Below are 11,545 nucleotides of genomic sequence, written 5' to 3'. Positions count from 1 at the left end.
GAAGGGCTGGCGCCATTATTTTCTAAAATCAAGAAGGACTCCCCCACCATGCTGCCCGAGTTTTTGCAAACCTACCGTGCCCATGTCGCCGAGCGTGCCGCGCTCGGCATTCCGCCGCTGCCCCTGTCGGCGAAGCAGACCGGCGAACTGATCGAACTGCTGAAGAACCCCCCAAGGGTGAAGAAGCCGCACTGGTCGAGATGGTCACGCACCGCGTGCCCGCCGGCGTGGACGATGCCGCCAAGGTCAAGGCCAGCTACCTCGCCGCCGTGGCCCACGGCACCGAAAAATGTCCGCTGCTGTCGCGCGAGCAGGCCACCGAGCTGCTCGGCACCATGCTGGGCGGCTACAACATCAGCCCGATGATCGATCTGCTCGACGATGCCGCCGTGGCTGCGGTGGCCGCGGAAGGGTTGAAGAAAACCCTGCTGATGTTCGACCAGTTCCACGACGTCAAGGAAAAGGCCGACCAGGGCAACGCGCATGCCAAGGCCGTGCTGCAAAGCTGGGCCGATGCCGAGTGGTTTACCTCGCGTCCCGAAGTGCCGAGAAGCATCAAGCTGACCGTGTTCAAGGTCACGGGCGAGACCAACACCGACGACCTCTCGCCCGCGCCCGACGCCTGGAGCCGCCCCGACATTCCGCTGCATGCGCTGGCCATGCTGAAGAACAAGCGCGACGGCATCACGCCCGAGGAAGACGGCAAGCGCGGCCCCATCAAATTCATCGAAGACCTGCGCGCGCGCGGCAACCTGGTGGCCTACGTGGGCGACGTGGTCGGCACCGGTTCCTCGCGCAAGTCCGCCACCAATTCGGTGCTGTGGTTCACCGGCGAGGACATTCCGTTCGTGCCGAACAAGCGCTTTGGCGGCGTGTGCCTGGGCAACAAGATCGCGCCGATTTTCTACAACACCATGGAAGACTCGGGCGCGCTGCCAATCGAGCTCGACGTGAGCCAGATGAACATGGGCGATGAACTGGAGCTGCGCCCTTATGAGGGCAAGGCGCTCAAGGGCGGCCAAGTGGTGGCCGAATTCAAGCTCAAGAGCGAGGTGCTGTTCGACGAGGTGCGCGCCGGTGGCCGCATTCCGCTGATCATCGGCCGCGGCCTGACCGCCAAGGCGCGCGAAGCGCTGGGGCTGCCGGTCTCGACCCTGTTCCGTCTGCCGCAAAGCCCGCACGACACGAAAAAAGGCTTCACCCTCGCGCAAAAAATGGTCGGCCGCGCGGTGGGACTGCCCGAAGGCCAGGGCGTGCGCCCCGGCACCTACTGCGAGCCCCGCATGACCTCGGTCGGCAGCCAGGACACCACCGGCCCGATGACGCGTGACGAGCTCAAGGACCTGGCCTGCCTGGGTTTCAGTGCCGACCTGGTGATGCAAAGCTTCTGCCATACGGCGGCCTACCCGAAACCGATCGACGTGAAGATGCACCACGAACTGCCCGAGTTCATGAGCGATCGCGGCGGCATTCCGCTGCGTCCGGGCGACGGCATCATCCACAGCTGGCTCAACCGCATGCTGCTGCCCGACACGGTCGGCACCGGCGGCGACAGCCACACGCGCTTTCCGATCGGCATCAGCTTCCCGGCCGGTTCCGGCCTGGTGGCGTTCGGCGCGGCCACCGGCGTGATGCCGCTGGACATGCCCGAGAGCGTACTGGTGCGCTTCAAGGGCAAGATGCAGCCCGGCGTCACGCTGCGCGACCTGGTCAACGCGATTCCGCTGTACGCGATCAAGGCCGGCCTGCTGACGGTCGAGAAGAAGGGCAAGAAGAACATCTTCTCGGGCCGCATCCTGGAGATCGAGGGCCTGCCCGACCTCAAGGTGGAGCAAGCCTTCGAGCTCAGCGACGCGTCGGCCGAACGCTCGGCGGGCGGCTGCACGGTGCACCTGAACAAGGAACCAATCATCGAGTACATCACCAGCAACATCACCATGCTCAAGTGGATGATCGCCACGGGCTACTCGGACGTACGCACCATCAAGCGCCGCATTGCCGCCATGGAGTCCTGGCTGGCCAACCCGCAGCTGCTGGCGCGCGACGCCGATGCCGAATACGCGGCCGTGATCGAGATCGACCTGGCCGACGTGCACGAGCCCATCGTGGCCTGCCCGAACGACCCGGACGACGTCAAGACGCTCAGCGATGTGTCGGGCGCCGTGATCGACGAGGTGTTCATCGGCAGTTGCATGACCAACATCGGTCACTTCCGCGCCGCCAGCAAGCTGCTGGAAAACAAGCGCGATATCCCCGTCAAGCTCTGGGTCGCGCCGCCCACCAAGATGGACGCCAAGCAGCTCAGCGAAGAAGGCCATTACGGCGTGCTCGGCAACGCCGGCGCGCGCATGGAAATGCCCGGCTGCAGCCTGTGCATGGGCAACCAGGCGCAGGTGCGCGAGGGCGCCACGGTGTTCTCCACCTCGACGCGCAACTTCCCCAACCGCCTGGGCAAGAACGCCAACGTGTACCTCGGCTCCGCCGAACTGGCCGCGATTTGCTCCAAGCTCGGGCGCATCCCGACCAAGGCCGAGTACATGGCCGACATGGGCGTTCTCACGGCCGCCAGCGACCAGATCTACCAGTACCTGAACTTTGACAAGGTCAAGGATTACACGGACATGGCGGATACGGTGAAGGAAGGCGTGGCGGCGTAAGCCGCCCGGCAAGTCATTCCCGCGCAGGCGGGAATCCAGCACTTCGGCAAGGCCCCGTAGCGAAAGCTCGGGGCTTTTTGCTGCGCAAGGCACATTCGCGCCTCCGTCGATCCTGTTGCGTTTGCCGGCTCCGATTACCTCGCACGTAATCGACGCGCCAAAGTGCCGCGCGGAGAATTTCTCTGTCGACAACGACAAAGCAACTCTTCCGGAAAGCCGGTCCATCTGTACAGGAGCCATGAACATGTCAACCACGAATTCCCAACCCCATCCTGGCCCTGATGCCTCGCGCATCGCTGCCCGCTACATCGCCGCGTGGAACGAGCAGGATGCAGGGCGCCGCCTCGCCCTGATCTCCGAAGTCTTTGGGCCAAAGGCCACCTATCTCGACCCCATGGCGCACAGCGCCGGCCACGATGAAATCAACGCCATGATCGGCGCGGTGCAACAACAATTCGCCGGGCTGCGGTTCCGGTTGCACGGCCCACAGGACGGGCATAACAACGTCATCCGTTTTTCCTGGGCGCTGGGCCGGGAAGGTGCCGAGCCCGTCGCTCACGGCACGGACGTCGCGGTTGTTTCCGAAGACGGACGCCTTGCCGGCGTGACGGGATTTCTGGATGCGATCGCGGCGCCGGCTTGATCGGATCCACGGACAACGGCAACGAATCCACTGCGCCGTGAGCGCCGATTCATGATGAATAGTGCCTGTAGCCTTTATTCCACGGCCACAGGTTGCTATTAAAAATGAAGTAAACGGATCACCTCAAGCCTGTGGCACTAAATGCTGCAGGGCTTGCCTGGTGAAGTCATCGGCGGGGAAAAAGGTTTCCATCGCCAGTTCCTGCAGCGTGACGTCGACCGGTGAGCCAAAGATGGTGGTGGTGCTGATGAAGGTGAGGATGCCGGCGGGCGTCTTGAACTTGAAAGGCACGACGACGCCCGCGTGCTCCCCTTCCAGTGGCGGCCCCTTTGCGCTTTCCGGCACGGGGTAGGCCTTGAGTTCTTCCAGCAAATCAACCAGCGCCGGGTCGGCGGTGGCCGCGATTTGCTGGCGCAGGCGCTCGAACAGGTGGCCGCGCCACTGCGCCAGATTCACGATGTTGCCGGCAATCCCGAGCGGGTGCAGGCTCAGGCGCAGCACGTTCACGGGCGCTTGCAGCAGCGCCGCATCGGCCCCCGCCATCAGCTGCGGCACCATGCGGTTGGCGGCCACCAGGTTCCAGTGCCGGTCGATCGCGAGCGCGGGATAAGGTTCGTGGCTTTTGAGCAGGAGCTCCACCGCCTGGCGCGCCGCAGCCAGCGCCGGGTCGCCCAGCGGCCGCTCGCGGTACATCGGTGCGTAGCCGGCAGCCACCAGCAGGGTGTTGCGCTCGCGCAGCGGGATGTCCAGGCGCTCGGACAGGCGCAGCACCATCTCGCGACTCGGCAGGGACCGGCCGGTTTCCACGAAACTCAGGTGCCGGGTGGAAATCGCAGCCTCCTGCGCCAGGTCCAGCTGGCTCAGGCGTCGATGCTGGCGCCAGTGGCGCAGGTGTTCGCCAAACGGTTCGGGCAGGTTGCGCGGCGCCGGACGGCTCAGGGGGTGGGTGCTTGCATTCATGGGGGCATCCTAAGGCCGGGCGGGCCGGCGTTCCATGACCTCCCACGTCATGAATCAGAGGCGGGGCTGATGTCGGCGCCGCTTTGCCATCCCAATGCCGGCGGTTTGAAAATGTCTTTCGCGGGTACCACAATAGGATGCACCCACACCATCAGGACATCGGGCCGGCCTGAAGCGCCGGCACCCGGATGTGGCCACAATGGTGCGCTAACGCCAACAACACAGGAGAGTCAGATGAAAACCGCGGCACATCCTTTTGCATCCACCGTCAAGTCTTTCAAGACGGCGTCGGGTAAAACCGGCAGCTTTTACTCCCTGCCAGCGTTGACCCGGCAATTCCCCGGCATCGCGCGGCTGCCGGTGTCGCTGCGCATCGTGCTGGAGTCGGTGCTGCGCAATTGCGATGGCAAGAAGGTCACGGCCGAGCATGTGGCGCAGGTGGCCAACTGGGGCCCGACCGAAGACCGCACCGACGAAATCCCGTTCGTGGTGGCGCGCGTGATGCTGCAGGACTTCACCGGCGTGCCGCTGCTGGCCGACATTGCCGCCATGCGCAGCGCGGCAGTGCGGCTGGGCAAGGACCCCAAGCGCATCGAGCCGCTGGTGCCGGTCGATCTGGTGGTGGATCACTCGGTCATGGTCGACTACTACGGCATCAAGAATGCGCTGACGCTGAACATGGAACTTGAATTCAAGCGCAACCGCGAGCGCTACGAGTTCATGAAATGGGGCATGCAGGCGTTCGACACGTTCCGCGTCGTGCCGCCGGGGGTGGGCATCTGTCACCAGGTGAATCTGGAATACCTGGGGCGCGGCGTACACAAGACGAAAGACCATGTTTACTACCCCGACACGCTGGTCGGCACCGACAGCCACACCACCATGATCAACGGCATTGGCGTGGTCGGCTGGGGCGTGGGCGGCATCGAGGCGGAGGCCGCCATGCTGGGCCAGCCGGTGTATCTGTTGACGCCCGACGTGGTCGGCATGGAACTGACCGGGCGGCTGCGCGAGGGCGTGACAGCGACCGACTTGGTGCTGACTGTGACGCAGGTGTTGCGCCAGCACAAGGTGGTGGGCAAGTTTGTCGAATTCTTTGGCGAGGGCACGCGCACGCTGGCCGTGCCGGACCGGGCCACGCTGGGCAATATGTCGCCCGAGTGCGGCGCCACCGTCAATTTCTTTCCGGTGGACGAGAAGACCCTCGAGTACTTTGTCGGCACCGGGCGCAGCAAGGACGAGATCGAGGCGTTCGAGGCCTACTTCAAGGCGCAGGGGCTGTTCGGCGTGCCCAAATCGGGCGAGATCGATTACTCGCAGGTGATCCGGCTCGATCTGGGCGATGTGACGCCCAGCCTGGCCGGTCCGAGGCGCCCGCAGGACCGCATCGATCTGGGCAAGATGAAGAGCCAGTTCGCCACGCTGTTTTCCAAACCCAACGCCGAGAATGGCTTCAACCAGCGCGCCGACCGGCTGGACACGCGCTACCCCGTGCATACCGCCGTCCCGCGCACCAATGGCGCCCCACCGGCGCCGCCGCTGCCACTGGGGGCCGCGCGTGACGTGGCGGAAATGGTGCTGAACCGGCCCACGCTGGAATCGAGCAAGGCGCACGCCGGCGTGCCCGAGCCGATGGAGCGCGACATCATGCTGGGCAATGGCGATGTGCTGATTGCCGCCATCACGAGCTGCACCAACACCTCCAACCCCAGCGTGATGCTGGCGGCGGGCCTGCTGGCCAAGAAGGCGGTGCAGGCGGGCCTGCGCGTGCAGCCGCACATCAAGACCTCGCTGGCGCCGGGCTCGCGCATCGTCACCGAGTACCTGACCCAGACCGGCCTGATGCCGTATCTGGAGCAACTGGGCTTCGGGCTGGTCGGCTACGGCTGCACCACCTGCATCGGCAACTCGGGCGACCTGACGCCGCAGCTGAACGACGCGATCAACCAGAACAACCTAGTATGCGCGGCCGTGCTCTCGGGCAACCGCAACTTCGAGGCGCGTATCCACCCGAACATCAAGGCCAACTTCCTGGCCAGCCCCCCACTGGTGGTGGCGTTTGCGATTGCCGGCACCGTGAGGCGCGACCTGATGACCGAGCCGGTGGGCCAGGGCACCGGGGGCAAGGACGTGTACCTGGGCGACATCTGGCCGACCAGCGACGAGATCTACAAGCTCATGAAGTTCGCGATGAACGGCAAGGCATTTCGCGAGAACTACGCGCGCATCGCGAGCCAGCCCGGCGCGCTGTGGGAGGAGATCGAGGGCGTGGCGGGCGAAGCCTATGCCTGGCCGCCCAGCACTTATATTGCCGAGCCGCCGTTCTTCGACGGGTTTGCTCTTGAAGAAGGAGCATCCAGGTCAGATGCCGTCGGGGCGATCGAGGTGAAAGGCGCCAGAATCATGGCGCTGTTCGGGGACTCCATCACGACCGACCATATCTCGCCCGCGGGCGCGATTGCGGAGAAGTCGCCGGCCGGCCAGTGGCTGCTCAAAAACGGCGTGGCCAAGGCCGACTTCAACAGCTACGGCTCGCGTCGCGGCAACCATGACGTGATGATGCGCGGCACCTTTGCCAATGTGCGCATCAAGAACCTGATGGTGCCGCCCGGCCCCGACGGCTCGCGCGAGGAGGGCGGCGTCACGCTGCTGCAGCCCGACGGCGCCAAGATGTTCATCTACGACGCGGCCATGAAGTACATGGCGTCCGGTGTGCCGACCGTGGTGTTTGCGGGCGAGGAATACGGCAATGGCTCGAGCCGCGACTGGGCCGCCAAGGGCACGCAGCTGCTCGGCATCAAGGCGGTGGTGGCCAGGAGCTTCGAGCGCATCCATCGCAGCAACCTGGTGGGCATGGGCGTGCTGCCGCTGCAGTTCAAGGGGGCGGACTCGTGGCAATCCCTCAAGCTCACGGGCAACGAAGTGATTGCCATCACGCCGCACCCCGACCTCAAACCGCAAAGCGACGCCAGGCTCGTGATTACGCGCGGAGACGGCAGCAAGACCGAGGTCACGGTGACGCTGCGCATCGACACGCCGATCGAGGTGGACTACTACCGCAACGGCGGCATCCTGCCGTTTGTGCTGAGGCAGCTGCTGGCCTGAATCCCTGCGGGGCGGTCATTCGCTGCGTTCGCCGGCTGTAAAGCAGGGCAAAATCGGCCTGCATGATTCGGCAGGCATTGATTTCGGGCGGTGGTATTGGCGGCCTCGCGGCGGCGCTGGCCTGCACGCGCGCGGGCTGGGAGGTGCGGCTGTTCGAGCAGGCCGCCCGGTTCAGCGAGGTCGGCGCGGGCATCCAGCTCGGGCCGAATGTGACGCGCGTGCTGCAGGACTGGGATCTGGCCGGAGCCTTGGCGGAAGTCGCCGCCTTTCCCGATCGTCTGCAGGTGCGCCATGCCGTCTCGGGCCAGGCGCTCGGCGTGCTGCCGCTCGGCGCCGCGATGCTGCAGCGCTACGGCGCGCCCTACGCCACGGTACACCGGGCCGACCTGCACCAACTGCTGCTGGCCCAAGTGCGGGAGCGCACGGATGCGACGCTGAATCTCAACTACTGCCTGGCACGCTTCACGCAAACCGGCGATGCCGTGACGGTGCAAGGCCGGGTGCAGTCGGGCGAAGAAATTAGCAAGAAGCCGCCAGCCTGGGGCCCGCAAATCGAAGGCGACGCGCTGATCGGGGCCGATGGCCTGTGGAGCCCGGTGCGCCAGTGGCTGCTGGCCGATGGGCCGCCGCGCGTTACCGGCCACCTGGCCTACCGCGCGTTGCTGCCGCAGTCGCGCCTGCCCGAGCAGCTGCGCAGCCAGCACGTCACCGCGTGGCTGGGGCCGCGCCTGCACGTGGTGCAGTACCCGGTGCGCGGGGGCGAATGGCTCAACGTGGTCGGCATCGTGCAGGGGCGCCTGGATGCGGCCAGCAGCGCGGATCTGGACAACTGGGATCACGCCACCAACGCCCAGGCGCTGCGCGCTGCGCTGGCAGGCACCTGTGCGCCGTTGCAGGACCTGGTCAACGCCATCGACACCTGGCGCCTGTGGGTTCTGTGCGACCGGCCACCCTTGCAGGGCGCGCAGCAGCAGGCGCAGGGGCGCGTGGCGCTGCTGGGCGATGCCGCGCATCCGATGCGCCCGTACCTGGCGCAGGGTGCGGGCATGGCGATCGAAGACGCGGCCGAGCTCGGGCGCGCGCTCGGCCAGGCGCTGGACCCGGCGCTCGATGTGCCCACCATGCTCGCCCGTTACGCACTCAATCGCTGGCAGCGCAATGCACAGGTGCAGGCCCGCGCGATTCGGAACGGGCAGATTTTTCATGCCGACGGGCTGGTCAGTTGGGGACGCGACGCGGCGCTCAAGCTGCTGGGCGAGCGGCTGCTGGATCTGCCGTGGCTGTACGGCGGGACGTAGCTTGTGATTGATTTGCTATCTATTTAGTAGCTGCATGCGAAGATTTGATATGGGCTACAGCCGCTTTTCTTATAAATCCGTGCGCAGCTTCCATAGCTCGGGGAACAGCACCACCTCGAGCATCTTGCGCAGATAACTCACGCCGCCGGTGCCGCCGGTGCCGCGCTTGAAGCCGATGATGCGCTCGACCGTGGTCACATGCTTGAAGCGCCAGACGCGAAATGCGTCTTCCAGGTCGGTCAGCTTCTCGCCGAGCTGGTACAGGTCCCAGTAATGGTTCGGGTCTCGGTACACGGTGAGCCAGGCCTGCTCGACCGCGTCGCTGGGCTCTCGCGGCTGGGTCCAGTCGCGCTCGGTTTGATCCGCGGGCAGCGGCAGCCCGCGGCGCGCGAGCAGGCGCAGCGCTTCGTCGTACAGCGACGGCGCCTCGAACGCGGCGCGCACCATCGCCAGCCGCTGCGGGTTGTGCTGGTGCGGACCCAGCATCGCCGGGTTCTTGTTGCCGAGCGAGAATTCGATGCAGCGGTACTGCGCGCTCTGGAACCCGCTCGACTGGCCGAGGTAGGGGCGGATCGCGCTGTATTCGGGCGGCGTCATGGTTGCGAGCACGTCCCAGGCGTGCACCAGCTGATCGAAGATGCGACTGACCCGCGCGAGCATCTTGAACGCCGGCGGCAGCTCGTCGCGGGCCACGCAGCGCACCGCGGCGCCCAGCTCGTGCAGCATCAGCTTCATCCACAGCTCGCTGGTCTGGTGCTGGATGATGAACAGCATCTCGTCGTGCGCCGGCGACAGGGGATGCTGCGCATTCAGCACCTCGTCGATGTGGAGATAGTCGCCATAGCTCATCGACTGGCTGAAGTCCAGCTGGGCCTTTTCTTCGATCACGATTTGTTCGTTGCTCATCACGTCACCGCCATTTTCTGGTTGAATTCGGGCCTGCGCCATTCACCGCTCTCGAGCACCTGCCGCAGGTGCTCGACCGCCTGCCAGACGTCCTCGAAGCCGAGGTACAAGGGCGTCAGGCCAAAGCGCAGGATGTCCGGGTGCCGGTCGCCGTCGCCCGCGCGGAAGTCCCCGATCACGCCGCGCGCAATCAGCGCCTGCACGATGGCGTAGGCGCCCGATGCACCATCGGGCGCCTTCGGATTCGTGCGCGTCAGGCAGACCTGCGAGCCGCGTTGTTCGTGCGCGCGCGGTGTGGCCAGGCCCAGGCCGTGGCCGGCGCAGCGCTGCAGCGCCAGTTCGATGAACAAGTCGCTCAAGGCCAGCGACTTGGCGCGCAGGGCCGCCATGCCGCCCAGCGGTTCGGCGGCCAGCACGGTGTCGAGCCCGCACTCCAGCGCCGCCAAGCTGAGCATCGGCTGGGTGCCGCACAGGTAGCGCGCGATGCCCGGCGCGGGCCGGTACCCGGGTGTGAACTCGAACGGCGCGGCATGGCCCCACCACCCCGCCAGCGGCTGCCAGAAGCGGTCGGCATGCCGCGGGTGGACCCAGACGAAGGCTGGCGCGCCCGGTCCGCCGTTGAGGTATTTGTAGCCGCAGCCGATGCTGAAGTCGGCCCTGGCCGCGTTCAGGTCCACCGGCACGGCGCCCGCACTGTGCGCCAGGTCCCAGACCGTGAGGGCGCCGGCCGCATGCGCTGCCGCGGTGACCGCCGCCATGTCGTGCATCGCGCCCGTGCGGTAGTTGACGTGGGTCAGCATCAGCACCGCGACCTCGGGCGTGAGGGCCGCCGGTATTTCCTCCGGCTCGACCAGTTGCAGGCGCAGGCCGCGCTCGGCGCACAGCGCCTGTGCGATGTAGAGATCGGTCGGGAAGTTGCTGCGCTCGCTCACGATCAGCTTGCGCTGCGGCGCATCCTGCGCGGCAATATGGAGGGCCGCGCTCAGCACCTTGTACAGGTTGATCGAGGTGCTGTCGGTCGCCACCACCTCGCCCGGCGCGGCGCCGATCAGCCGCGCGATCTTGTCGCCCAGGCGCTGCGGCATCTCGAACCAGCCGGCGCTGTTCCAGGAGCGGATCAGGCCGCTGCCCCATTCCTGCGTCACGACCTCGGCGACGCGGGCCGCCGCCGTTTTGGGCAGCACGCCGAGCGAGTTGCCGTCCAGGTAGATCACGCCGCCCGGAATAGAAAATTGGTCGCGCAGAGAGCGCAGGGGGTCTTGCGCGTCGCGCTGCTGGCAGTCTGTCAAGCTGGTCATGTCGTTCCCAAAATAAAAAGTGCTTGGAGTGGTTTTCAGAGTTCACGCAGGATCGCGCGCACCGGCGAGGCGTCGGCGCGCACCAGCTTCAGCGGCAGGGCGATCAGCTCGTAGTCGCCCTCGGGCACGGCATCGAGCACCAGGTTCTCCAGCACGCGCAGCCCGTGCCGCAGCAACTGGTGGTGCGCGGGCAGGTCCTGGCTGGTCGCCGGGTCCACGCTGGGTGTGTCGATGCCGACGAGCGCTACGTTTTTGGTAGCCAACAGCGCAATGGTCTCGGGGGCTATCGCCGTAAAGGATGCCCAATCCTGGCGGGCCACCGCCGACGTGCGCAGCAGCATGCGCGCGGGCAAGGCGTGCAGGGCGTGCTCGATGTGCCGTGGCAGCACCAGCGGCCCGCAGGCTATGCAGTGGATCACGCGGCACGGGCCCAGGTACGGCAGCAGGTCCACGGCGCCGATCGCTGCTGCGCCATTGGCGTAGTGCATGGGCGCATCGGCGTGCGCCCCGGTGTGGGGCGAGAAAGTGAGCGTGTTGACGTTGACCGGGCAGCCCGGCCCGAGCGCAAAGTGCAGTTGCTGCGAGTACGCCGCGTCGCCGGGGAAAACGGCGGCGTGCTCGTCAACGGGGGGTGAAATATCCCAGATCTTTTTCATGACGACGTGAAGGTATCACCGC

General features: G+C 66.1%; 7 protein-coding genes and 1 pseudogene. 4 read left to right on the top strand and 4 right to left on the bottom strand.

Annotated features, from left to right (window positions below):
- Positions 1–48: 48 nt before the first annotated feature.
- Together EUB48_RS17300 and EUB48_RS17295 are read left to right on the top strand one after the other, a co-directional pair.
- A pseudogene (locus EUB48_RS17300) lies at positions 49–2,657 on the top strand (bifunctional aconitate hydratase 2/2-methylisocitrate dehydratase).
- A gap of 244 nt (positions 2,658–2,901) precedes the next feature.
- Complete coding sequence (locus EUB48_RS17295) at positions 2,902–3,300, top strand: nuclear transport factor 2 family protein (protein WP_142820277.1); 399 nt, start codon at positions 2,902–2,904, stop codon at positions 3,298–3,300.
- 123 nt (positions 3,301–3,423) lie between these two features.
- On the opposite strand, the gene EUB48_RS17290 is transcribed toward EUB48_RS17295, so the two are convergent.
- Positions 3,424–4,260: a helix-turn-helix domain-containing protein gene (locus EUB48_RS17290; RefSeq protein ID WP_142820276.1), complete on the bottom strand. Its 837-nt coding sequence runs from the start codon at positions 4,258–4,260 to the stop codon at positions 3,424–3,426.
- Positions 4,261–4,494: 234 nt separating this feature from the next.
- On the opposite strand from EUB48_RS17290, the gene EUB48_RS17285 reads away from it, so the two are divergent.
- Together EUB48_RS17285 and EUB48_RS17280 are read left to right on the top strand one after the other, a co-directional pair.
- Complete coding sequence (locus EUB48_RS17285) at positions 4,495–7,365, top strand: aconitate hydratase (protein WP_142820275.1); 2,871 nt, start codon at positions 4,495–4,497, stop codon at positions 7,363–7,365.
- A gap of 62 nt (positions 7,366–7,427) precedes the next feature.
- Positions 7,428–8,663, top strand: coding sequence for an FAD-dependent monooxygenase (locus EUB48_RS17280; protein WP_142820274.1), 1,236 nt, complete (start codon positions 7,428–7,430; stop codon positions 8,661–8,663).
- 69 nt (positions 8,664–8,732) lie between these two features.
- Here the strand turns inward: EUB48_RS17280 and kynA are convergent, their stop codons facing one another.
- The 3 genes from kynA to kynB are packed head-to-tail and all read right to left on the bottom strand — an operon-like array spanning position 8,733 to position 11,523.
- The gene (gene kynA / locus EUB48_RS17275) at positions 8,733–9,569 is read right to left on the bottom strand and encodes a tryptophan 2,3-dioxygenase (protein WP_210411655.1); all 837 of its coding nucleotides are present in this window, start codon (positions 9,567–9,569) and stop codon (positions 8,733–8,735) included.
- Positions 9,569–10,867, bottom strand: a complete 1,299-nt coding sequence (kynU, locus tag EUB48_RS17270) for a kynureninase (protein WP_142820272.1) — start codon at positions 10,865–10,867, stop codon at positions 9,569–9,571. The genes kynA and kynU overlap by 1 nt, the downstream gene beginning before the upstream one ends.
- 35 nt (positions 10,868–10,902) lie before the next feature.
- Positions 10,903–11,523, bottom strand: a complete 621-nt coding sequence (gene kynB, locus EUB48_RS17265; protein WP_142820271.1) for an arylformamidase — start codon at positions 11,521–11,523, stop codon at positions 10,903–10,905.
- Between the last annotated feature and the right edge of the window lie 22 nt (positions 11,524–11,545).

Origin of the sequence: Rhodoferax sediminis, assembly GCF_006970865.1 — a bacterium.
GTDB lineage: Bacteria > Pseudomonadota > Gammaproteobacteria > Burkholderiales > Burkholderiaceae_C > Rhodoferax_A > Rhodoferax_A sediminis.
Note: the sequence above shows the minus strand (reverse complement) of the source record. Positions and strands in the feature narration are given on the sequence as shown.